General features: G+C 73.7%; 24 protein-coding genes. 14 read left to right on the forward strand and 10 right to left on the reverse strand.

Annotated elements, in window-relative coordinates; translation table 11 throughout:
* Positions 1–42: 42 nt before the first annotated feature.
* The 4 genes from G7063_RS14215 (at position 43) to G7063_RS15355 (ending at position 2,558) form a co-directional block, all read left to right on the forward strand.
* Entirely contained in the window at positions 43–387 is a 345-nt protein-coding gene (locus G7063_RS14215) for a PadR family transcriptional regulator (protein ID WP_166414972.1), read from the forward strand.
* Positions 384–971: a hypothetical protein gene (locus tag G7063_RS14220; protein ID WP_166414973.1), complete on the forward strand. Its 588-nt coding sequence runs from the start codon at positions 384–386 to the stop codon at positions 969–971. The genes G7063_RS14215 and G7063_RS14220 overlap by 4 nt, the downstream gene beginning before the upstream one ends.
* A gap of 308 nt (positions 972–1,279) precedes the next feature.
* Positions 1,280–1,882, forward strand: coding sequence for a shikimate kinase (locus tag G7063_RS15350; RefSeq protein WP_240916115.1), 603 nt, complete (start codon positions 1,280–1,282; stop codon positions 1,880–1,882).
* A gap of 4 nt (positions 1,883–1,886) precedes the next feature.
* Positions 1,887–2,558, forward strand: coding sequence for a YigZ family protein (locus G7063_RS15355; protein ID WP_240916116.1), 672 nt, complete (start codon positions 1,887–1,889; stop codon positions 2,556–2,558).
* An 11-nt stretch (positions 2,559–2,569) separates the two neighbouring features.
* On the opposite strand, the gene G7063_RS14230 is transcribed toward G7063_RS15355, so the two are convergent.
* Together G7063_RS14230 and G7063_RS14235 are read right to left on the reverse strand one after the other, a co-directional pair.
* The gene (locus tag G7063_RS14230) at positions 2,570–3,793 is read right to left on the reverse strand and encodes a glycerate kinase (RefSeq protein ID WP_166414975.1); all 1,224 of its coding nucleotides are present in this window, start codon (positions 3,791–3,793) and stop codon (positions 2,570–2,572) included.
* Positions 3,794–3,923: 130 nt separating this feature from the next.
* Positions 3,924–4,232, reverse strand: a complete 309-nt coding sequence (locus G7063_RS14235) for a hypothetical protein (RefSeq protein WP_166414976.1) — start codon at positions 4,230–4,232, stop codon at positions 3,924–3,926.
* A gap of 208 nt (positions 4,233–4,440) precedes the next feature.
* Here G7063_RS14235 and G7063_RS14240 point away from each other — a divergent pair, with 208 nt between their 5' ends.
* Both G7063_RS14240 and G7063_RS14245 read left to right on the forward strand, forming a co-directional pair.
* Positions 4,441–5,220 carry an AzlC family ABC transporter permease gene (locus tag G7063_RS14240; protein WP_166414977.1) on the forward strand — a complete coding sequence of 260 codons (780 nt, stop codon included), beginning with the start codon at positions 4,441–4,443 and terminating at the stop codon, positions 5,218–5,220.
* Positions 5,213–5,539, forward strand: a complete 327-nt coding sequence (locus G7063_RS14245; protein ID WP_166414978.1) for a branched-chain amino acid transporter permease — start codon at positions 5,213–5,215, stop codon at positions 5,537–5,539. The genes G7063_RS14240 and G7063_RS14245 overlap by 8 nt, the downstream gene beginning before the upstream one ends.
* Before the next feature lie 356 nt (positions 5,540–5,895).
* On the opposite strand, the gene G7063_RS14250 is transcribed toward G7063_RS14245, so the two are convergent.
* Positions 5,896–6,522 carry a chitinase gene (locus G7063_RS14250; protein ID WP_166414979.1) on the reverse strand — a complete coding sequence of 209 codons (627 nt, stop codon included), beginning with the start codon at positions 6,520–6,522 and terminating at the stop codon, positions 5,896–5,898.
* Between the two features lie 450 nt (positions 6,523–6,972).
* On the opposite strand from G7063_RS14250, the gene G7063_RS14255 reads away from it, so the two are divergent.
* Positions 6,973–8,559 (forward strand): MDR family MFS transporter, encoded by a 1,587-nt coding sequence (locus G7063_RS14255; protein WP_240916117.1) that lies wholly within the window; start codon positions 6,973–6,975, stop codon positions 8,557–8,559.
* Between the two features lie 260 nt (positions 8,560–8,819).
* A complete protein-coding gene (locus G7063_RS14260) occupies positions 8,820–9,596 on the forward strand; it encodes a VOC family protein (RefSeq protein ID WP_166414980.1) in 777 nt (258 codons plus the stop codon).
* A gap of 18 nt (positions 9,597–9,614) precedes the next feature.
* Here the strand turns inward: G7063_RS14260 and G7063_RS14265 are convergent, their stop codons facing one another.
* Together G7063_RS14265 and G7063_RS14270 are read right to left on the reverse strand one after the other, a co-directional pair.
* The gene (locus G7063_RS14265) at positions 9,615–10,634 is read right to left on the reverse strand and encodes an asparaginase (RefSeq protein WP_166414981.1); all 1,020 of its coding nucleotides are present in this window, start codon (positions 10,632–10,634) and stop codon (positions 9,615–9,617) included.
* A 240-nt stretch (positions 10,635–10,874) separates the two neighbouring features.
* Positions 10,875–13,373, reverse strand: a complete 2,499-nt coding sequence (locus tag G7063_RS14270) for a glycoside hydrolase family 31 protein (RefSeq protein ID WP_166414982.1) — start codon at positions 13,371–13,373, stop codon at positions 10,875–10,877.
* Between the two features lie 82 nt (positions 13,374–13,455).
* Between G7063_RS14270 and G7063_RS14275 the strand changes: the two genes are divergently transcribed.
* The 3 genes from G7063_RS14275 (at position 13,456) to G7063_RS14285 (ending at position 16,143) form a co-directional block, all read left to right on the forward strand.
* Positions 13,456–13,995 carry a GNAT family N-acetyltransferase gene (locus G7063_RS14275; RefSeq protein ID WP_166414983.1) on the forward strand — a complete coding sequence of 180 codons (540 nt, stop codon included), beginning with the start codon at positions 13,456–13,458 and terminating at the stop codon, positions 13,993–13,995.
* 55 nt (positions 13,996–14,050) lie between these two features.
* A complete protein-coding gene (locus G7063_RS14280; RefSeq protein WP_166414984.1) occupies positions 14,051–15,322 on the forward strand; it encodes a M18 family aminopeptidase in 1,272 nt (423 codons plus the stop codon).
* 185 nt (positions 15,323–15,507) lie between these two features.
* Complete coding sequence (locus tag G7063_RS14285) at positions 15,508–16,143, forward strand: D-alanyl-D-alanine carboxypeptidase family protein (protein ID WP_166414985.1); 636 nt, start codon at positions 15,508–15,510, stop codon at positions 16,141–16,143.
* A 58-nt stretch (positions 16,144–16,201) separates the two neighbouring features.
* Here G7063_RS14285 and G7063_RS14290 read toward each other — a convergent pair whose 3' ends face one another.
* The 3 genes from G7063_RS14290 to G7063_RS14300 form a co-directional block, all read right to left on the reverse strand.
* On the reverse strand, positions 16,202–16,609 hold the full coding sequence (locus G7063_RS14290; protein ID WP_206188164.1) for an NUDIX domain-containing protein: 408 nt from the start codon (positions 16,607–16,609) through the stop codon (positions 16,202–16,204).
* A 103-nt stretch (positions 16,610–16,712) separates the two neighbouring features.
* The gene (locus G7063_RS14295) at positions 16,713–16,925 is read right to left on the reverse strand and encodes a hypothetical protein (protein WP_166414986.1); all 213 of its coding nucleotides are present in this window, start codon (positions 16,923–16,925) and stop codon (positions 16,713–16,715) included.
* A gap of 86 nt (positions 16,926–17,011) precedes the next feature.
* Complete coding sequence (locus G7063_RS14300) at positions 17,012–17,188, reverse strand: CsbD family protein (protein ID WP_166414987.1); 177 nt, start codon at positions 17,186–17,188, stop codon at positions 17,012–17,014.
* A 500-nt stretch (positions 17,189–17,688) separates the two neighbouring features.
* Between G7063_RS14300 and G7063_RS14305 the strand changes: the two genes are divergently transcribed.
* Together G7063_RS14305 and G7063_RS14310 are read left to right on the forward strand one after the other, a co-directional pair.
* On the forward strand, positions 17,689–18,051 hold the full coding sequence (locus G7063_RS14305) for a DUF952 domain-containing protein (protein WP_166414988.1): 363 nt from the start codon (positions 17,689–17,691) through the stop codon (positions 18,049–18,051).
* Positions 18,052–18,141: 90 nt separating this feature from the next.
* Positions 18,142–18,468, forward strand: a complete 327-nt coding sequence (locus G7063_RS14310; RefSeq protein WP_166414989.1) for a hypothetical protein — start codon at positions 18,142–18,144, stop codon at positions 18,466–18,468.
* A 139-nt stretch (positions 18,469–18,607) separates the two neighbouring features.
* Here the strand turns inward: G7063_RS14310 and G7063_RS14315 are convergent, their stop codons facing one another.
* Together G7063_RS14315 and G7063_RS14320 are read right to left on the reverse strand one after the other, a co-directional pair.
* The gene (locus G7063_RS14315; RefSeq protein WP_240916118.1) at positions 18,608–19,102 is read right to left on the reverse strand and encodes a GNAT family N-acetyltransferase; all 495 of its coding nucleotides are present in this window, start codon (positions 19,100–19,102) and stop codon (positions 18,608–18,610) included.
* The gene (locus tag G7063_RS14320) at positions 19,099–19,788 is read right to left on the reverse strand and encodes a 1-acyl-sn-glycerol-3-phosphate acyltransferase (protein WP_166414990.1); all 690 of its coding nucleotides are present in this window, start codon (positions 19,786–19,788) and stop codon (positions 19,099–19,101) included. The genes G7063_RS14315 and G7063_RS14320 overlap by 4 nt, the downstream gene beginning before the upstream one ends.
* Before the next feature lie 71 nt (positions 19,789–19,859).
* Between G7063_RS14320 and G7063_RS14325 the strand changes: the two genes are divergently transcribed.
* Positions 19,860–20,828: a cation transporter gene (locus G7063_RS14325; RefSeq protein WP_166414991.1), complete on the forward strand. Its 969-nt coding sequence runs from the start codon at positions 19,860–19,862 to the stop codon at positions 20,826–20,828.
* Positions 20,829–20,831: the final 3 nt, after the last annotated feature.

Below are 20,831 nucleotides of genomic sequence, written 5' to 3' on the forward strand. Positions count from 1 at the left end.
AGGGCTTGCGGGGTCTCGCCGTCCATGACTATCGTGTGACGCATGGTACCTGGCGACGACTCAATCCTGGCGCACCTCCGGCGCGGCAGCGTCGAGCACTGCGTGCTCGCCCTCCTGCGCGACGGCGAGGCCTACGGCCTCGACATCGCCGCACGCCTCGGGCACGACGGCGTCCTCCTCACGAGCGAGGGCACGCTCTACCCGCTGCTCTCCCGCCTCCGCAAGCAAGGGCTCGTCGAGACGAGCTGGCGCGAGTCCCCCGCCGGCCCTCCCCGCCGCTACTACTCCCTCACCCCCGAGGGCCACGACGCCCTCGCCCGCTTCACGACCGTCTGGGCCCGCTTCCGCGACGCCGTCGACTCCACCCTCACCGGGAGCCCCTCATGAACGACACCACGCACCCCATCGACCGCTACCTCGACGACCTCGCCCGCATGCTCACGACGCTCCCGCCCGCCGACCGCGCCGACGCGCTCGGATCCGTCCGCGAGCACGTCGACGACGCCCTCGCCGTCCTCGGCCGGCCCGCGACGCCCGAGGACGTCACCGCGATCCTCGCGCGGCTCGGCAGCCCCGCCACGGTCGCCGCAGCCCTGCTCGACGACGCCGCACCCGCACCGGCCCCCGCCGACGCGCCCGCCTACGTGGCTCCGCACCCGGCTCCGGCTGCAGAGCCCCTCCCGGGCGACAGCGACGCCGCCGTCTCGCTCGGCCTCAGCATCCTCGCGCTCCTCGTGCCGTTCGTCGGGATCATCGCCGCGATCGCCGCGATCGTCCTCGCCCGACGCTCCCGACGACGGGGCACCCGCCGCGAAGGGGTCCGCACGACCGGGCTCACACTCGGCATCGTCGCGCTCGCCGGACAGCTCATGATCATCGCGGGACTCGCGAGCTTCCTCACCCTGCGCACCGTCGGCCCAGAGACCGACGGCGGTCGCACTGTCGTCGAAAGCGTCGTTCCTGCCCCCTGATCCCCTCCGAGAAGGTCGGGACTTCCGTCCTGCACGTCCGACGACGACAACTCCTCCACGCCTGGCTCCGCATCCACACAGGTGAAACCGATCTCCCGGGGTGAGACATCGAGGCAGGAGCGTTAGTGTCGTGTCCTCGGGTGGTCCTGAACCGCCCGAGCGTGCCGGTTCCCTGACAGGCACGCGGCCGGGTACAGCCCGGCCCCCGCGCCCCGGGCCCCCTGAACCCGGGAGCGTGGCCGGGGCGCCGCCGTTCCCTGTCGGCGACGCCCCGGACCCCGGCCGCCCGTGCTGGGATGATGGACGACGTGACCTCCTCCACGCAGATCGTCCTCGTCGGACCTGCAGCGACCGGCAAGACGACCCTGGGCGCGCTCGTCGCAGCACGGCTCGGGCTCGCGTTCGTCGACATCGACGAGATCGGTGACGACTACTACGCCGAGGTCGGCTGGAGCATCGACCGGATCGCTGTCATCGGCCGCGTGGCCGCAGAACGCGAGTGGGAACCGGCCCGCGCGCATGCCGTCGTCCGCACGCTCGAGGACCACCGCGGCTCCGTCATCGCACTCGGTGCCGGTCACACCTCGTACACCGACGCCACCCACCTCGGGACGGTGCGCACCGCGCTCGCACCCGTCCGCGACGTCATCCTCGTCCTGCCGTCGCTCGACCGCGACAGGGCGCTGGACGAGCTGCGGAGCCGTTCCGTCGCAACCAAGGGGACCGACTGGGTCAGCGACGGGCACGACTTCCTCGCGGAATGGTTCGACGACCTCGGTACACGCTCGCTCGCGAGCACGACGCACCTCACGGCCGGCGCGACACCCGAGGAGAGCGTGCGCCTGCTCGTCGCCGCCCTCGGGATACCCGTCCCCTCCCAGGGGCGCGCCTCCGGGCTCGCGGCAGGATGAACCCGTGAGCACCCCCGACATCGCGCGGCCCAGCGCCGCGCTGCCGTCGACGGTCGCCGGCGAGACGCACGACGAGCTCGTCATCAAGAAGTCCCGCTTCCTCACACGCATCGTCCACGTCACCACCGTCGAGGGGGCCGACGCCGTCGTCGCCGCCGCCCGCAAGGAGTACTGGGACGCCCGCCACCACTGCGTCGCGATGATCCTCGGCACGCACGCCGACCAGCAGCGGTCCACCGACGACGGCGAGCCCTCCGGGACCGCGGGCGTGCCCATGCTCGAGGTGCTGCGCCACCGCGGGCTCACCGACGTCGTCGCCGTCGTCACCCGCTACTTCGGTGGCGTGCTGCTCGGCGCGGGCGGGCTCGTGCGCGCGTACTCGGGGGCTGTCGCGCAGGCCCTGGACGTCGCGCCGCTCGTCCGGCGCGAGGTCCTCGCGGAGCTCGTCGTCGCCGTGCCGTTCACCGACGCGGGCCGCGTCGAGCACGTCCTGCGGACGTGGGTCGCTGCGCACGACAGCGTGCTCGAGGACGTCACCTACACCTCCTGCGCCGAGCTCACCGTCCTCGTCCCGCCGCACCTGCGCGCGACGTTCGACGCGGACCTCGCCGCCGCCACCGCGGGCGCGGTGACCGCGGTCGAGCTCGGCACGCGGATCGCGGACGTGCCCGCCTGACGCGTGCCTCGTCAGGCGAGGCGCTGAGCCAGATGGGCGCCCGCGACCTCGAGCCAGCGGACCGGGTCGGCGAGCGAGGCCTCGGCCGAGCCCGCGAGGTGAGCCAGCTCGACGACGTCCGGGGGTTCCGCGTGAGCACCGAGCGCGGCGGTCGTTCCCTGCTCCGCCGAGCCGACGACGAGCGCGAGCCGCACCCCTGCACGCACGGCTCGTCGCGCGACCTCGGCGGGCGCCTTGCCCGCGGCCGACTGCGCGTCGAGCCGCCCCTCCCCCGTGACGACGAGGTCCGCGCCGTCGAGCAACGCGTCGAGCCCCACGACGTCCGCGACGGCCACCGATCCCGGCACGAGCCGCGCACCCCACGCGAGCAGGCCGAACGCCGTCCCGCCGGCAGCACCCGCGCCGGGGAGCGACGGGTCGAGGCTCGGTAGCATCCCGCGGCCATCCCGTCCTTCGTGGTCGTCGGGCCGCACGGTCATGCCGTCAGGAACGGTCCCCGACGTTCCACGTGGAACATCGGCGACCCGGGAGGCTGCGCGTCCCAGCGCCTCGGCCCACCGGCCGAGGGCGTCGTCGAGCAGGACGACGTCGTCGGGCGTCGCGCCCTTCTGCGGCGCGAACACGGCCGCCGCGCCCGACCGGCCGAGCAACGGGTTCGTCACGTCGCACAGCACGTCGACACCGTCCGGAGGGAGCGCCGGCAGGTCCGTGAGATCGACCGACGCGACGCGGGCAAGACCCCGGCCACCGTCGGGCACGGGCTCACCGTCGTCGTCGAGGACCCGCGCGCCGAGCGCGCGCAGCAGCCCCGCTCCCCCGTCCGTCGACGCACTCCCGCCGAGCGCCACGACGAGCCGCCGCGGCCCCGCCGCGAGCGCCGCCCGCACGACCTCACCGACGCCGCGCGTGTGCGCGTCGAGCGGCAACGGCGACCCGAGGAGCGTGAGGCCGCTCGCGCACGCGAGCTCGACGACCGCCGTGCCGTCCGGCAGCGCGAGCCACGACGCGGCCACCGGGCGACCGTCGGGGCCCTGCACCTCGGCACCGTGGCGGACGGCGCCCGGGACCGCACGCTCGAACGCGTCGAGAGTGCCCTCCCCGCCGTCCGCGAGCGGCACCTCCACGACGTCGTCGTGCGGGCGCACCGCGCGCCAGCCACGCGAGAGCGCAGCCGCGACCTCCGTCGCCGGGAGCGAGCCCTTGAACGAGTCCGGGGCCAGTACGACGCGGGTCATGCCGATGCGCTCCTGCGGCCGGGGCGCACGACCGCTCCCGGAACGTGGTCGACGAACGCCGTCGGAGCGGGGCGGTCCACCGTCGTCAGCACCGGCGGCACGCAGACCGTCGAGGCGGGGCGCACCGCCCTCACCACACGTCCGGGCGACGCACCACCTGGTGGAAGCGCGAACCGAACCGCCGCAGCACGTCGACGCCGAGCACCTGCGCGACAAGATTGGTCCGCGCCCGCGTGAGCTCGGCGACGCGGAACGCCTCGTCGTCGTCATCCGCCGTGAACCGGACCGTCACGCGCGGCAGGCCACGCACGATCCCGACGTCCCACGCCTCGACGTCCGTCAGCTCGCGCGCGCCGTCGACCGCCGCCGGCAGCACGTCCTCGGGGACGCGACCGACACGCATGTCGCCGATCGGCAGGACGACGCGATACGTGGGCACGGCACCAGCGTATGCGGAGGGCGCGTGCGAATCGGGCCGCGCCTGCGGGGCAGGCGGCGCCAGCAGGGGGATGCCCGCCTACGCGCGGTTCTCAGGCGTACACGCGGGTCTGAGCTCGCGTGTACGCCTGAGAACCGCGTGCGCACCAGCACGTCGGGCCGACGAGACGGCCGCCACCGCGGGGCGGCGCGCCGCGTAGCGTGGGGGCGTGCCCGACGAGATCCACCCCGCCTACCCCGCGTGGCGTGCCGCCCTCAGCGACACAGCACCCGTCGGGTTCGGCCTCGTGCCGCTCGGGCTCGCGTTCGGCGTCCTCATGGTGCAGTCCGGCTTCGCCTGGTGGTGGACGCCCGTGTTCTCCGTCCTCGTCTACGCGGGGTCGCTCGAGTTCCTCATGATCGGGCTCGTCCTCGCCGCGACGCCCCTCGCGACGATTGCCGTGACGACGTTCCTCGTGAACTTCCGGCACGTCTTCTACGCCCTGTCCTTCCCCCTGCACGTCGTCCGCGGCCCCCTGCGACGCACGTACGCGATGTACGCGCTCACCGACGAGACCTACGCCGTCGTCGCGACACGCGCCCCCGGCGCGCTCAGCGGTGCGCGCGTCCTGTGGATCCAGGTGCTCTGCCAGGCGTACTGGGTCGGCGGAGGCATCCTCGGCGCGCTCGTCGGCTCGCTCCTGCCCGACGTCCCCGGCCTCGACTTCGCCCTCACAGCGCTCTTCGCGGTGCTCGCGATCGACGCCTTCCGCGCGACCCGCGACGTGCCCGCCCCGCTGCTCGCCGTCGGCTGCGCGATCGTCGCCCAGCTCGTCGCGCCCGGGCAGATGCTCGTCGTCGCGATGACGGGCTTCGTCGCGCTGCTCGTCGGGCGGTACCTGCTGACGGAGGGGCGACGGGATGGAGGCAGCGCGGGTGGGGGCGGCGCGCGTCCTTCCGGCTCGGGGCCGGCGCTCGGCGACCCGGCCACGGAGGGGCGCGATGCCTGAGACCGGATACCTCCTCGCCGCGCTGCTCACGACGCTCGTCGTGACGTTCGTGCTTCGGGCAGCGCCGTTCCTCGTCGTCGAGCGGCTGCGGGAGTCGCGGATCGTCGGCTGGCTCGGCGCGCGCATGCCCGTCGGGATCATGGTGATCCTCGTCGTCTACACGCTGCGCGGCACGTCGTTCACGACCGCGCCGCACGGGCTGCCCGAGGCGATCGCGCTCGTCGCCACCGTCGGGCTCCACCTGTGGCGCCGCAACGCGCTGCTGAGCATCGTCGGCGGCACGCTCCTCTACGCGGGCCTCCTCGCGCTGCTCGGCTGACGCGCCGGGCCTGTTCGGGCCGGGCCGGTTCGGGCCGGGCCGGTTCGGGCCGGGCCCAGTGGTCCGATAGCCGATCGCCCTGCGGGAAGTGGTCGGATCGGCTATCGGGCCATCGTGCCCCTCGGGTTCGGACAGGCCGCCTGGTCGCACCGGGTCGCCTCCGCCCACCCGCAGCTTTGTGCTCTACCCGCAAGTCTGAACCTGCGGGTAGAGCACAAAGCTGCGGGTAGCCGGTGCGCGCGGGGCCGCGCGGGGCCGCGCCGTCGCCTGCGCGCGGTATTCAGGCGTGCGCGCGGGTTTCAACCCGCGTGCAGGCCTGAAAACCGCGTGCGCGCCGAGGCACGCGGGCGCCTCGGTCAGCAGGTGAGGTTGTCGCCCGGGTCGACGCCGAGGACCTCGCAGATCTCGCGGAAGAGCTTGACCCGGTTGTTCATCTGGCGCGGGTTGCCGCCCTCGCACTCGAGCGGGCCGTTGATCGTCCGGATGGTCTCGCGGAAGCCGTGGCCGCCGACGATCCCGTCGTGGCACGTGTACGACCCCGGGCCCACCTGCGTGTTCCAGTACCAGAGCGCCGTCTGCCACGCGATCGTCGGGTTCTGCTCGACGAGCCACGGCTCCTCGAGAAGCGGCAGCCCGAGCGCCTCGCCCGCCGCCTTGTAGTTGAAGTTCCACGACAGCTGGACGGGGCCGCGGCCGTAGTACTGGTCGACGCCCGCCGGGCAGCCGTATGGCTGCGACTGGTCGCAGTAGTGGTCGTACACCGCCGTGTTGAGCTCGGTGACGTACTTGAGGCCGAACGTCTCGTGGGAGACGTTCGCGAGGAACGCCGCCGCCTCGCGCAGGGCGAGCTCGTCACCGCCGGCTGTCGCGAACTCGGGGTAGCTCGCGGTCGCGGCCACGAGACCCTCGTACGTGTAGAAGTCGGCGCGCTCGGGGAAGATCTGCTCGAACTGCGCGGGGGTCACCACGAAGGTGGCGGACATGGGAGGGCCTCTCGTCGTCGGGCGGCGGTCGCGCCCACCCTAGCCACGGCAAGCGCTCCCACCGAAGCTCGCACCGAGCTGACGCGTCACGCCCGACGGCCCCGCACCGACGCCCGCCGATAGAAATGTCGGAGGCGGGAAATAACCTTGGCCCGCCCGAGGTTGGGGTGAGGCAATGGTGGGTGCCCGGACGACGCCGGAGCCCACCCCGCACATCCCCCGACGGCACCGGCGTGCCCTCCCGCACGAGCCCGCCACACGTCAGGCCGCATCTACGGCACGACGCCGACGCACGCACCGCTTCGTACCGCATCGCACCGCGTCGTATCGCATCGCATCGCGCAGCATCGCACCGCGCCGCGCCGCAGGACACAACCTCGCGGCACGACGCTGCAGCACGACCCGCCGCCCCGGCCACCGCCGGCGCGACCGCCCACCCGAAGGACCCCCGTGAGCCGACCCTCCCCGACGACCGACCACGACGCACCGAACCCGCACGCCGCCGCGACGTCCGGCCCTACGACGTCCGCTCCTGCGACGTCCACCCCTGCGGCGTCCGCCGCGGGCGGCCAGGGCGTCATCTGGCTGCTGCTCGCCGCCGCGTTCGTCGTCATCCTCAACGAGACGATCATGGGCGTCGCGATCCCGCACCTCATGACCGACCTCAGCATCGACGCGATCGCGGCCCAGTGGCTCACGACCGCGTTCATGCTGACGATGGCCGTCGTCATCCCCATCACGGGCTACCTGCTCGAGCGCCTCACCACGCGCACGCTGTTCGTCGCCGCGATGACGCTGTTCTCGACGGGCACCCTCGTGGCGGCCCTCGCGCCCGGCTTCCCGGTGCTGCTCGTCGCGCGCGTCGTGCAGGCGTCGGGCACCGCGATCATGATGCCGCTGCTCATGACGACGATCATGACGCTCGTCGCGCCCGCCTCCCGCGGCCGCCTCATGGGCCGCATCTCGATCGTCATGTCGGTCGCTCCCGCGATCGGCCCGACGATCTCCGGGCTCATCCTCAAGTACCTCACGTGGCGGTGGATGTTCATCATCGTCCTGCCCATCGCGCTGCTCATGCTCGCGATCGGCGCGCGCAAGGTGACGAACGTCGGCGAGACCCGCAAGGCGCCGCTCGACCCGCTGTCCGTCGTGCTCTCCGCGTTCGGCTTCGGCGGGCTCGTCTACGGCCTGTCGCTCGTCGGCGGCGAGGGCGGCGGCGACACGGCTGCCGCGAACGCGATGCACGGTCGCACCATGACGATCGCGCTCGTCGTCGGCGCAGTCGCGCTCGTCGCGTTCGTCGTGCGCCAGCTGCTGCGCCAGCGCACGGACTCCGCGCTGCTCGACCTGCGGACGTTCCGCTCGCGGAACTTCACGGTGTCGATCGCCCTCATGACCGTGCTCACGGCGGTGCTCTTCGGCACGATCATCCTGCTGCCGCTCTTCATGCAGCGGGCGCTCGGCCTCGACACCCTGCAGTCGGGCCTCGTGCTGCTTCCGGGCTCGCTGCTCATGGGTCTGTGCGGGCCGCTCGTCGGGCGGGCGTACGACCGTCTCGGCCCGCGGCCGCTCGTCGTGCCGGGCATCACGCTCGTCTCGGCCGTGCTGTGGGCGCTCACGCAGGTGAGCGAGACGACGCCGACGGCCCTGCTCGTCGCCGCGCACATGACGCTGTCGTTCGGCCTCGCGCTGACGTTCACGCCTCTGTTCACGTCATCGCTCGGCTCGGTGCAGCCGCGCCTGTACTCGCACGGTTCCGCGATCCTCGGCACTGTCCAGCAGGTCGCGGGCGCGATCGGCACGGCCGTGTTCGTCACGCTCATGGCGTCGGGCGCTGCCTCGCTCGTCGCGGACGGCGTGCCCGAGGCCGCCGCGACCGCCTCCGGCGTGCGCGACGCGTTCCTCGTCGGCGCGATCGTCTCGCTCGGGGCCGTCGTGCTGTCGTTCTTTGTCCAGCGGCCCGACGACGCGGGGCACGACGGGCCTGGGGACGACGCCACTGCGGACGACGTTCCCGCGGGGATCGTCGGGCACTGACCGATGCTCTCGTCCCGACGGCCCCGTGGCGCGCGCAGGCGCAGCACGGGGCCGTCGGCGTTCCCGCGCGCGAGGCGCGGGCCCCATCGACGCGCCCGCCAGCACCACCGTGAGGTAGGCGTTCCCGCGCGCGAGGCGCACGCCCCGGCGAGGAGGAGCTGCGCGCCGGGAGCGCGGCCCGGACGCGTGGCGGGCGACGGTGCCCATGCGAGTGTCGGTGGCTGGTCGTAGCGTGGAAGGTCCCCGAGGGAAGGACCACCATGAGCACGTCTGCCCTGCGTCCCGGCGCCGTCGCCTGGATCGACATCTCGACGACCGACATCGAGGCCGTCCGCCCCTTCTACGAGTCCGTGCTCGGCTGGCGCATCGAGGACGGCGGCGAGGAGAGCGGCCATTACCACCTCGCGCACGTCGGCGACCGGCTCGTCGCCGGCCTCATGCCCGTCACCCCTGAGTCTGCCGCGATGGTCCCCGGCACGCGAGACGCATGGATCGTCTCGCTCGGCGTGACCGACCTCGAGGCCGCGGTCGCACGCGCCCGCGCCGAGGGCGCGACGATCCACCACGAGCCCATGACGCTGCCCGACGGCGGCCTCTTCGCCTTCGTCTCCGACCCGTCGGGCGTCGACCTCGGACTCATGCAGATCGCCGAGGGCGCCGAGCAGACGTTCGACGGCGAGACCGTCGGGAGCCCCGCATGGGCGGAGCTGTGGTCGGACGACTATGCGCGCGCCCGCGAGTTCTACACGCGCGTCGTCGGCTGGGAGCTCAACGACGACATGGTCTCCGACTCTTTCCGGTACGCGCGGCACATGATCGACGGCGAACCCGCGATCGCGCTCGCCGACGCGACGCTCGAGGAGTCGGTCGAGGGCGGCCGCTGGCACGTGTACTTCAAGGTCGACGACGTCGACGCAGCGCTCGCGCGCGCGGAGGCCGCGGGCGGCCGGGCGGCGTCGGCGGTCGACGACACCCCGTTCGGTCGGCTCGTCACCGTGACCGACCCGGCGGGGGCGGTGTTCCGGCTCGTCCAGTAGTGCAGACGCGGGAGCCCGTCACGCCTCCGCGTGGCGGGCGAACGCGTGCGCGAGCTCGCGGCCCTGCAGTCCCGACGCGAGCAGGAGCATGAGCAGCAGCCGCGCCTTCGTCGGCGTGAGGGTCCCGCCCGGCAGGACACCGCGCTCGAGAAGGTCGATCTCGCCGCCCTCGTAGCCGTACGTGTGCGTGAAGACGGGGCCCGCGCCGGTCCGCGAGCACAGGACGACTGGCATCGTCTGCGCAGTGAACGCGACGGCGTCGACCGCCGCCGCAGGCACGTGGCCCGCTCCCATGGCGACGAGCACGACGCCGTCGTAACCGGCGTCGCCGAGCGCCGGCAGGACAGCGAGGTCGTCGCCGAGCCCGGCCGTGACGATCGCGACCTTCGCGGGCGGCCCGTCCGGCGACTCGAACGGCGGCAGCGGCCGCGGCGTCGCGCCCAGGCGCACGCGCCCCTCCGCAACGATCCCCACCGGCCCGAACGGCTCCGACGTGAACGCATCGACCTTGAACGTCGACGTCTTCGTCACCCAGCGCGCCGCGTGCACCCGGTCGGCGAACACGACGAGCACGCCGCGCCCGCGCGCATCGGGGCTCGCCGCCGTGCGCAGCGCCGCGACGACGTTCGCCGCGCCGTCGGGCCCCGGGGCGGTGCGGTCGCGCATCGCGCCCGTGACGACGACCGGCACCTCGTCGGCCGCGCCGACGAGGTCGAGCGCGTACGCCGTCTCCTCGATCGTGTCGGTGCCCTGCGCGACGACGACACCGTCGACACCGTCGCCGTCCTCGACGAGCTCCGCGATGCACGCCGAGAGCTCGCGCAGGTCCGCGACCGTGAGCGACGGCGAGGGCACCATGCGCATCTCGACCGGCACGACCGTGAGGTCAGGCAGGAAGGGCGCGACCTCCCGCACGAACGTCGCCGCGCCCGAGACCGGCACGACCCCGCCGCCGCCCGCGTCGGGCCCGGGCGACGTGTCGCCGTCGAGCGGCTCGGAGCTGATCGTCCCGCCGAGCGTCACCAGTGCGATCCTCATGGGCCCATCCTCCCGCGCACGGACGCGCGGGAGGGGGACCGCCACGACCTGCTGTCGGCCGGGGGCTGGCCCCGCCCCTGCATGGACACCAGCACCGGCACCGGCACCGGCCCGGACACTGGCACCGGCACGGGCCGGCACCGCCCCCGGCACGGGCACGGGCACGGGCACGGGCACGGGCACGGGCACGGGCACGGGCACGGGCACGGGCGTAGCCTCCGCCTCGGCCCGCGCCGCGCGTCAGCCGCGCGCCGTGAGGATCTCGACGAGCGCTGAACGCAGCGCGGGCTCGAGGCCGAGCGCCTCGAGGTGCCCGAGGCGCACGGCGAGCGGGTGCCCTGACGTCGTGACGTCCATGACGCGGCTCTTGAGGTCGTACTCGATGCGGGCCGCGTCGAGCAGCTCGAAGACGAGCCTGCCCGTGTCGTTGCCCGCGAGCGCGACCTCGCCGCTCGCAGGGTGGAGGGTGATAGTCAGGCGCGAGTCGGCGGCGACGTCGGCGACGCGCACGGCGAGGCCCGTCGCGCCCGTCTCGCCGGGCAGGGGTGCGAACGCGTCGAGGTGGACGTCGGCCGGGCGGCCGTCGACCGTCGCGGACGCGGTGCCGCCCCAGCCGAGGTCGACCGCCGGCAGAAGGACCGTCCACGTGCGGGAGCCGGGCGCGGACGCGCGTGCCGCCGCGGCGTCGCCGCGGGTCGCGACCGGCTCGACGGTGAACGTGCCCGACGACTGCGTCCAGCGCAGCGGCGTGACGAGCGTCGGGACCTCGGTCGGGCCGCCAGGTCCGGGCACGGAGCCGTCGTCCTCGAGCAAGTCGAACGCACCGTCCGCACCCGCGACGACGAGGACCTCGAGGTCGCGGGGCGCCTCGGCGCCGTTGACGGGGACGTGCGCGCCGTCGAGGGGAACGATCGCGCCGGGCCGGGCGAGCACCGGGATCGACGCGAGGTCGCGCCACAGGACGATCTCGCGGCCGCCGTCGTAGACGGTGCCCGTGAGGACGTCGACCCACGTGCCGTCGGGCAGCCACGTGTGCACCGAGCCGCGACCGAGGCGCGCGTCGGCGGGCTGCGTCACGGGCGCCACGAGCAGGCTCGTGCCGAAGCGGAACTGGTTCGGCACCCGGTACGCCTCCGGCGCCTCCGGGTGCTCCCAGTACATGGGCTCGACGAGCGGCGCGCCCTCCGCGGCGCGGTGGTTCATCGTGTGGAGGTACGGCACGAGGCGGTGCCGCAGACGCAGGAAGGCCGTCTGCACCCGCTGCGCCTGAGGGCCGGACGCCCACGGCTCCTTGTGGGTGAACGTGTTGTTGCCCGAGTGCAGGCGCATGATCGGCGAGAGCACGCCGAGCTGCACCCAGCGGGTCGCGAGCTCGTCGTCCTTGACGCCGTGCATGTGCCCGCCGATGTCGTGGCTCCACCAGCCGTAGCCGATGTTCGACGCGGACGCCGTGAAGTACGGCTGGAAGTCGAGCGATGCCCACGTGATCGCAGAGTCGCCGCTGAACCCGACCGGGTAACGGTGCGAACCCGGGCCCGCGTAGCGCGAGAAGGTCAGCGGCCGACGCTCGCGGCCCTCGCGTCGGTCGGCGTTGTCGAGGAAGTGGACGTGGTTGAGCATCCACAAGGGGTCGATGCCGGAGACGCGCGAGTTGGGTCCGGACTGCCAGTCGAGCCACCAGAAGTCGACGCCGTCGCGCTCGAGCCCGCGGTGGAGCACGTCGAGGTACGCCTCGAGGAATGCGCGGTCGGTGACGTCGAACTGGATGGGCGCCTCGTCGTCGGTGCTGCGTCCGAGCGCGGCGGCCATCGCGGGGTAGGCGTCCTCGAAGGCGCGCACGCCGTCGGCCGGGTGGACGTTGAGGGTGACGCGCAGCCCGTGCTCGTGGAGCCAGTCGATGAACGCGGCCGGGTCGGGGTAGAGGTCCCGGTTCCACGTGTAGCCAGTCCAGCCGGAGCCGAAGCGAGCCGGGACGTCGACGACGTGCCAGTCCATGTCGATGACGGACACCGAGAACGGGATGCCTTCGGCCGCGAAGCGTTCCATGAGCTCGCGGTAGCCGTCGGCGGTGTACGGGTAGTAGCGCGACCACCACGAGCCGAGCGCGAAGCGCGGCAGGAGCGGCGTCGGCCCGGAGACGCGGAAAAGGTCGCGCACGGCGCCGCGGTAGTCGTGGCCGTGCGCGAAGACGTAGAGGTCGCAAGCGCCCTCGGGTCGCGGGGCGACCCAGCCGTCGTCCGTGAGGAGGAGGGTCGTCGAGTCGTCGAGCGCGATGACGCCGGTGTGGGAGACGACGCCGTCGTCGAGGTCGACGGCACCGTCGGCGGTGTCGAGGGTCCGTGCCGTGCCGGGGAGGCGGACGAGGCCCGCGGAGTTGCCGTCGCGGTCCCATCGCGGCTGGTCGGGACGCCACACCGACTGGTAGGCGGTGTGGCCACCGAGCGCTTCGACGCTGAGGCCCGACGTCGTCAGCGGGCCTTTGTCGTAGGTGAGTCGGAGCCGGGCCGTGGTGATCTCGACATGGGTGCCGGTGTCGTCGACCGTGAGATCTGGCACGGGCAGGTCGCGATGGAGGGCGAAGGCCGAGGCGCGGTCCTCGAAGCGGCCGTCGGGGGCGTGCTCGATGCGCACGAGGGCGTCCGTGAGGACGGTGATGCGCCACGTGTCGCCCGACACGACGGCGTCGGGGCGAGCAAGCGGCGTGGTCCGGATCTGGCGGAGGCCGGTGTCGGGCTGCATGGAGCCATCCTCGCGCACGTCGCTCGGCTGCCGCCGACGGGGCCGACGGGGCCGACGGGGCCGACGACCGTATGCTCGTGCAGTGCTCGTGACCCTCCGCCCCTGGACCCCCGACGACGCCGCGGCCCTCCTCGCCGCACGCGCAGGCGACCCGGAGCTCGACAAGCAGTTCGGCGGCTCCGGGCCGCGCACCCTCGAGGAGCACGAGGCGTTCATCGTCGCGGAGATGTGTGTCGACCCGACGTCACAGGTGAGCCTCGCGATCGACGTCGACGGACGCGCCGTCGGGAACGTCGGCGTCGGCGCGATCGAGCCGCGTCACAACACCGGGTGGATGCACTACTGGACCGCCGTCGAGGCGCGCGGCGCGGGGCTGGCGTCGCGCGCGTGCGCGAGCCTCGCGCGCTACGCGTTCGAGCACCTGGGCGTCCACAGGCTCGAGCTCGGGCATCGCGTCAACAACCCCGCGTCGTGCCGGGTCGCGCACCGAGCCGGGTTCGCTGCCGAAGGCCTCGAACGGCACAAGCTCCGCTACGGCACCGAGCGTTTCGACGTCGAGACCCACGCGCGCCTCGCGACCGACCCCGACCCCGACCTCGCACCCATCCCGATCCTCCTCTGACGAGGTCCGAGCCGCGTCCGGGTCGGGGGACGACGGGCGGTGGGAGGATGGTCGCATGCTCCTCGACGACCACATCGACGACTTCGCGTCGTTCATCTCCGCGTCCCCCTCCTCGTTCCACGCCGTCGCCGAGGCCGCTCGGCGACTCGACGCCGCAGGCTTCACGCGCCTCGAGGAGACCGACGAGTGGGCCGCCACGGACACGGCCCGCGCCTACGTCGTCCGCGAGGGCGCGATCATCGCGTGGGTCCGCCCCGCCGACGCGACGCCGACGACCCCCTTCCGCATCCTCGGCGCGCACACCGACTCCCCCGGCCTCAAGGCCAAGCCCGACCCGCGCCTCGACGCCCACGGCTGGAACCAGGTCGCCGTCGAGGTCTACGGCGGGCCGCTCCTCAACAGCTGGCTCGACCGCGAGCTCGAGCTCGCGGGCCGCCTCGTCACGCGCGACGGCTCCGAGCACCTCGTGCGCACGGGCCCCTACCTGCGCCTGCCGCAGCTCGCGATCCACCTCGACCGCGCCGCCAACGACGGCCTCGCGCTCGACAAGCAGCGTCACACGCAGCCGATCTTCGGCGTCGTCGGCGACGGCTCGGGCACCGAGGGCGACATCCTCACGCACCTCGCGTCGCTCGCGGGCATCGACCCGGCCGACGTCGTCGGGCACGACCTCATCACCGTCGACACCGCTGCCCCGCAGCGCTTCGGCGCAGGCCAGGGCCTCTTCGCAGCCCCGCGCATGGACAACCTCACGTCCGTGCACGCGGCACTCCTCGCGCTGCTCGACGCTCCGGCCGACGCCCCGCACACGAGCGTCCTCGCCGCGTTCGACCACGAGGAGATCGGCTCGGAGACGCGGTCAGGCGCGTGCGGGCCGTTCCTCGAGGACGTCCTCGTCCGGCTCTCCGGCGGCACCGCGACCGAGCTGCGCCGGGCCTACGCCGCGTCGTGGCACGTCTCGAGCGACGTCGGGCACTCCGTGCACCCCAACTACGCCGAGCGCCACGACCCGACGCACCACCCGCTCGCGGGCTCAGGCCCGCTCCTCAAGGTCAACGCCAACCAGCGCTACGCGACCGACGGACCCGGCGCCGCCCTCTGGGCACGCTGCTGCGACACCGCCGGGACGACCGCCCAGCCGTTCGTCTCGAACAACACGGTGCCGTGCGGCTCGACGACGGGCCCGCTCACCGCGACCCGCCTCGGCATCCGCACGGTCGACGTCGGCGCGCCCCTCCTCTCCATGCACTCCGCACGCGAGCTCGTCCATGTCCGGGACGTCGTGGCGCTCTCCGGCGCGATCGGCGCGTTCTTCGCGGGGGCCTGAACCTCCCGCCGGGCGGCACCGCGCGACGGCCCGGCCCAGGGGCCCGCGCCCGCCGTCGGCGCGGGGCACCCGCGAGCCCCGGGGCGCGTGAGGATCACGTCCCGGGGCTCGCTCATGGATCCGATCCGCCCGTCGATAGGACCTGTGCCCAGGTGCGTCCGCCCGGGCACGGCAGGAGGAGCAGCATGACCGGTGTCGCGTCCGTCACCGCACGGATCAGCGAGATCACGGGCTACATCGACGCGCTCGCGCAGGGGCCCGCCGTCGGCGTGCTGGGGCTCGACCTTGCGGCCACGGGAGCGACGACGGCGCGGAACGTCGGAGGCATGCAGTCGACAGCCGATGCGTTCGCCAGCACTCTCTCGCAGGTCGACGGCACGACGCGCACCGACGTGGGCGGAGGGCTATCCGCCGTGGACTCCCACGGCGTTCCCACGGAGCTCAAGCGCTATGGGAATGGCACGATCCCCGCGTCGGCGCTCACCGAGATCTCCGGCTCGCACCACAAGCTGTGGGAGCCGGCCGCGACCTCCTTCGAGGCGCTTCGCGCAGCGGCCAAGGCCGACGGCGTCGAGATCGGCATCACCGACTCGTACCGGACGTACGACACGCAGGTCGACCTCGTCCGCCGCAAGGGCCTCTACACCGAGGGCGGTCTCGCCGCGAAGCCGGGCACGTCGAACCACGGCTGGGGCACGGCCCTCGACCTGCGGCTCGACGGTGAGGCACTGTCATGGATGCGGACGAACGCTGGCGACTTCGGCTTCGTCGAGGACACGCCGCGCGAGTCCTGGCACTGGGGCTACCACCCGACGCACTGAAACGCGTGCCCTCGCGTCCCGGCAGGAACGGCGGGCACGCGCCGGGACACGGCGCGACTCAGACGAGCCGCGGCACCACGTGGTCGCGCAGCAGCGGCGCGAGGTCCTCGCGGCCGGGCGCGGTCGCCGGGTCGAGCCATGCGAGCTCGGCGATCTCCGCCGCTGCGACCGGCACCGCTCCCGCGGGCAGCGGTGCGAGGAACACGGTCGAGTCGATGCGCGTGTCGGTCTCGTTCGCGGCGTCCGAGTCGAACGTGTCGAGCAGCTCGAGGACCTCGGCGCTCAGGACGAGGCCGACCTCTTCGCGCACCTCGCGGACCGCAGCGGCGGACGCCGCCTCTCCTGGCTCGAGCTTTCCCCCGACGAGCATGAACTTGCTGGTTCCGCGCTTGCGGACGGTGAGGATCTCACCGGCGGAGTTGCGGAAGCACACGGCGGCGATCGTGAGGACGGTGGTGGGAGGCACGCCCCCAGGGTACGCCGCGACCCTTCTGGCCCCGGCGGGGGCAGAAGGGTCGAGGGTGGTGCGCGGGAAGGCCGGCGGGGCCTCGCCCCGGGCGGGTGTGGGACTACCCCGCGTCGAAGCGCTCCTCCTCGGAGGCGTCGCTGTCGGAGACGTTGTGGTGATCGGACTCGTCCGGACCCGTGCCCGCGCTGCCGGCCGGTGCCATGACCGCGTCCGTAGAGTCCGCGGGGCGTCCGTGCGCGGGCCGGCCGCCCTTCGGCTCAGGCTCGCGCTGCTCCTCACCAGGTTCGGTGTCGTCCTCGGTGCGTCGGTCCATCGGTGCTCTCCTCACGTGGAGCGTCGGGGCGCGTCCTGCGTGGAGGGTGCGGGGCGTGAGCCCCGCACCCGGCCCCGTCGGGCGGATCAGTCGCGACGGAACGCGTCCTTGACCTTCTCGCCCGCCTGCTTGAGGTCGGAGACGATCTGTTCCTTGCGGCCCTCGGCCTCGAGCTTCTCGTCGCCCGTGGCGCGACCAGCCGCTGCCTTGATGTCGCCCTCGACTCCCTGAGCAGCATTCTTGATCTTGTCGTCGATACCCATGGTTCCTCCTTGATCGGTGGTGCTTGTGGGCACCTCCACCGTAGGCACGTCCGTCCCGCCGTCGCATCCGGGCGCGGAGTCCCAGCACCTGCCGGCCCGGCCCGGGCCACCCTGTGCCCGGGCCGGGGACGAGCGCCCGGCTCACTCCCCCGTCGGCAGCAGCCAGGCCCGCGACACGGTGAGGTCGAGCGTCACAGCAGCGCCTTCGGCGAGGATCTCGCCGACGCTCGGGTCGGGCACGACGACGACCGTGCCGTACTCGGTCTCGATCTCGTACTCGACGTTCTCCCGTAGAACACGGCCGACAGCACCCGGCCGTGGTCGCCGACGACGTCGTCCGCCCCACCCGTCACCGCGACGGGTGCGACACGCATCGACTCGGGCCGCACGAGCAGCGTCACGCCGGCGACGCCGGCGGCGACCCACGCCCACGTCCTGGCCTCCACGCGAGGATCGTACGGGGTCGCTGGCGCGTGCCCGGCCGTCGGTAGGGTGGCCGCATGCCGCTCTTCCACATCGCCGAGGTCCCTGACTGGCAGGCCGCGCAGGTGTCGGGCGCGTACGAGCGCTCGACGCGGGGCGCATCGCTCGCGGACGTCGGGTTCGTCCACTGCTCGCTGCGCGACCAGGTGGGGCGCGTCGGGACCTTCATCTATGCCGACGGCGGCGCGGGCGAGCTCGTCGTCCTCGAGCTCGACGACGCGCTCGTCGCAGCGTCGGGCGCGGACGTGCGGCTCGAGGACGGCGGGACGGGCGAGCTGTTCCCGCACGTGTACGGGCCGCTCGACCCGGCGTGGGTCGTCGCGGTGCACCCGGTGCGTGCCGGGGGCGGGACGTTCGTGTGGGGTGCCGAGGCGGGCTGAGCCCGCCCGTCGTGACCTGGACGCGACGTGACGTGACTCACGCACAGTCAATACTTGACCTTTTCTTGACGTGGGAGCACTCTAGTTCTCATGTTCACCACGACGACCTCCGCAGCGCGCACGGCCGGCCCGGTCCGCACCACGGCCCGGGTCCGTCGTCCCGCGCACGTCCCGCTCCGCGTCGCCCTCGCGACGGTCCACGTGCTCGACGGCGGCGCGCCCCGTGGCGCGCTCAGCGGCCCCGCACGTCACGCGCTCGAGAAGCACGCAGGGCTCACGTCCGCGCAGCGCCTCGACCTCTGCTTCCCCGCGGCGCTCCCCCGCGTCTACACCCAGGCCCAGGCCCGTCGGCTCGCCGACGCGCTCACGGCGGCCGGCGCGACGGTCGCCCTCACGGACACGACGTCCCCCGTCTGACGCCCTCCTCGACGGATTGACGGCTTCCGACCATTGAACGGTCGGAAGCCGTCAATCCGTCGGGAGAGTAGAGGGCGGGGCAGGGGCCAGGGCAGGGGCCGGACGGGGGCAGGGCAGGGCAGGGCCGGGGGCGTGCGGGTCAGCGGACCAGGCGGACGTCGAGGATGTCGTCCCAGCGCTCGATCCGCTTGCTCGCACCGTCGCGCCGGAACCCGTGCCGCGCGTAGAACGCGAGCGCCCGGTGGTTGAGGTCCGCCGTCCACAGGAACGCCGGCCGGTCACCCAGGGCCGCCTCGACGAGCAGGTCCGCGAGCCCGCTGCCCTTGGCCTCGTCGAGCAGGTAGAGCATGCCGAGCTCGACATCCCGCGGCGCGTCGTCCTCGTGCGGCGTGCACGCGAGCACGAACCCGACGAGCGTGCCGTCGGCCCGCTCCGCGACGTGCGCGCCCGGTGCGTCCGTCCCGCCGAGGATCGCCGTCCACATGCGCTCGTGCGCGGGGACGGACAGGCTCGCGAGCAGCTCGTCGGACAGCATGCCCGGGTACGTCTCGCGCCACGCGCGGACGTGGACGTCCGCGATCGCGGCCGCGTCCTGCGGACGCGCGAGCCGCACGCGCCCCGGGACGACGCTCACGCGTCGGGCGTCGTGCCCGCGGAGGTCGAGCCCGACGCGTCGCTGCCGGACGTCGTCGCACCACCGTCGGTCGCCGAGCCCGCCGCCGCACGCTCCGCGTCCGCGGCATCGAGCGTGTCCTCCTCGCGCAGGCGCGGCTCCGTGCGCAGCGCGGGCCGCACGCCGTGCTTGTCCGCGTAGAACGCACGCACGACGTCCATGTCCGCGCGCACGTCACCCGTCGGCACGAACGTCAGGCCGAGACCCGTCGTGCGCGTCGGGTTGTCGACGTAGCCGAGCGTGATCGACAGGCCCGTGGCCGTCGCGATCCGCAGGAAGCCGGACTTCCAGTAGCTGCCCTTGCCGCGCGTCCCCTCGGGCGTGACGACGAGGTAGAACCTCTCCCCCGCCTCGAGGCGAGCGACGACGGCGTCGACGAGCCCGGCCGGGTTCGCGCGATCGACGGGGATCCCGCCGAGCGCCCGCATGAACCAGCCGAACGGCGGCGTGAACAGCGACTTCTTGCCGAAGTACTTCACCGAGATCCCGAGGTCCCACGCGAGCGCGAGCATGAGGATGAAGTCCCAGTTCGACGTGTGCGGCGCGCCGACGAGCACGCCGACGCCGTCCGTCGGGCGGACCGTGGACCGGTGGTCGTAGCGACCCATCGCGAAGATGGCGCGGGCGAGCAGGCGGCGGAACCTCATGACGCCCGATGCTACGCGCCGCAGGGCGCCGATCAGCACCCGCAGGCTCGCCGCAGCGCTACCGTCGTCCCATGGAGGACGACGACTCCCGCCCCGTGACGACCGGAGGCACCCCGTCCGGCGAGGTCCCGGCCGACGCGGCACGCGCGCTCGCGCGTGAGACCCGCGCCCTGCGCACCTCCCTCGCCACGTCGGCGGCCATCGGCGTCGCCGCGCTGGTCTGGGGCCTGCTCGCGGGCGCGCAGGTGATCGTCTTCGACGGCGTCTACATGATCGCGGGGCTCGCGCTCACGGCCGCGTCGATGCTCGCGTCGCGCGCCGCGTGGTCGCGACCGTCGCGCCGCTTCCCGTTCGGGAAGCACGCCCTCACGCCCCTCACGGTCGCGATGCAGGGCGCGGCGCTCCTCGCGACCCTCCTCTACGGCGCGGTCGAGGCCGTCGGCACGATCGTCGCCGGCGGATCCGAGGCGGGCGGCGCGACCGTCCTCGTGTACGGCGTCGCGTCGTGGGTCGCGGCGATCGTCGTCGGACGCGTGCTCCGCCGGATGGGGGGCGGCTCCGACCTCGTCGAGGTCGAGATCGTCTCGTGGCGCGCGGGCGCGGTCCTCAGCCTCGTCGTCGCGGCGGGCGGCCTCGTCGCACTGGGGCTCGTGGCGCTCGACCTCACGACGGCGGCGCGCTACGTCGACCCGGCGCTCGTGCTCATCGCCGTCGCCGTCGTCGTGCGCGACGCGCTCGGGCTCGTGCGCGCCGGCACGCACGAGCTGCTCGAAGGGGCGCCCGCGCCCGACGTGCGCGCCCACATCGACGACGTCGTCGTTCGGGTGCGCGAGGCCCACGGCCTGCCCGAGCCGACCGTCCGCGCGACGAAGCTCGGGCGGCGCCTCTACGTCGAGATCGGCTTCGTCGTCGAACGCGACTGCTGGACGGTCGACGAGGAGGACGCCGTGCGCCTCGACCTCGTGCGCGGCCTCGCGACCCTGCCGTACGAGGTGTGGGAGTCGATCGACCTCACGACGAGGCCCGAGCTCGCGGACTGACGT

This window comes from Sanguibacter sp. HDW7, from assembly GCF_011300875.1.
GTDB lineage: Bacteria > Actinomycetota > Actinomycetes > Actinomycetales > Cellulomonadaceae > Flavimobilis.

Bases quoted from the DNA above. Each gene is read 5' to 3' on its own strand.
- G7063_RS14215 (WP_166414972.1), top strand. From the start codon at position 43: ATGGTACCTGGCGACGACTCAATCCTGGCGCACCTCCGGCGCGGCAGC.
- G7063_RS14220 (WP_166414973.1), top strand. From the start codon at position 384: ATGAACGACACCACGCACCCCATCGACCGCTACCTCGACGACCTCGCC.
- G7063_RS14230 (WP_166414975.1), bottom strand. From the start codon at position 3,793: ATGACCCGCGTCGTACTGGCCCCGGACTCGTTCAAGGGCTCGCTCCCG.
- G7063_RS14245 (WP_166414978.1), top strand. From the start codon at position 5,213: ATGCCTGAGACCGGATACCTCCTCGCCGCGCTGCTCACGACGCTCGTC.
- G7063_RS14250 (WP_166414979.1), bottom strand. From the start codon at position 6,522: ATGTCCGCCACCTTCGTGGTGACCCCCGCGCAGTTCGAGCAGATCTTC.
- G7063_RS14260 (WP_166414980.1), top strand. From the start codon at position 8,820: ATGAGCACGTCTGCCCTGCGTCCCGGCGCCGTCGCCTGGATCGACATC.
- G7063_RS14265 (WP_166414981.1), bottom strand. From the start codon at position 10,634: ATGAGGATCGCACTGGTGACGCTCGGCGGGACGATCAGCTCCGAGCCG.
- G7063_RS14270 (WP_166414982.1), bottom strand. From the start codon at position 13,373: ATGCAGCCCGACACCGGCCTCCGCCAGATCCGGACCACGCCGCTTGCT.
- G7063_RS14280 (WP_166414984.1), top strand. From the start codon at position 14,051: ATGCTCCTCGACGACCACATCGACGACTTCGCGTCGTTCATCTCCGCG.
- G7063_RS14285 (WP_166414985.1), top strand. From the start codon at position 15,508: ATGACCGGTGTCGCGTCCGTCACCGCACGGATCAGCGAGATCACGGGC.
- G7063_RS14295 (WP_166414986.1), bottom strand. From the start codon at position 16,925: ATGGACCGACGCACCGAGGACGACACCGAACCTGGTGAGGAGCAGCGC.
- G7063_RS14300 (WP_166414987.1), bottom strand. From the start codon at position 17,188: ATGGGTATCGACGACAAGATCAAGAATGCTGCTCAGGGAGTCGAGGGC.
- G7063_RS14305 (WP_166414988.1), top strand. From the start codon at position 17,689: ATGCCGCTCTTCCACATCGCCGAGGTCCCTGACTGGCAGGCCGCGCAG.
- G7063_RS14310 (WP_166414989.1), top strand. From the start codon at position 18,142: ATGTTCACCACGACGACCTCCGCAGCGCGCACGGCCGGCCCGGTCCGC.
- G7063_RS14320 (WP_166414990.1), bottom strand. From the start codon at position 19,788: ATGAGGTTCCGCCGCCTGCTCGCCCGCGCCATCTTCGCGATGGGTCGC.
- G7063_RS14325 (WP_166414991.1), top strand. From the start codon at position 19,860: ATGGAGGACGACGACTCCCGCCCCGTGACGACCGGAGGCACCCCGTCC.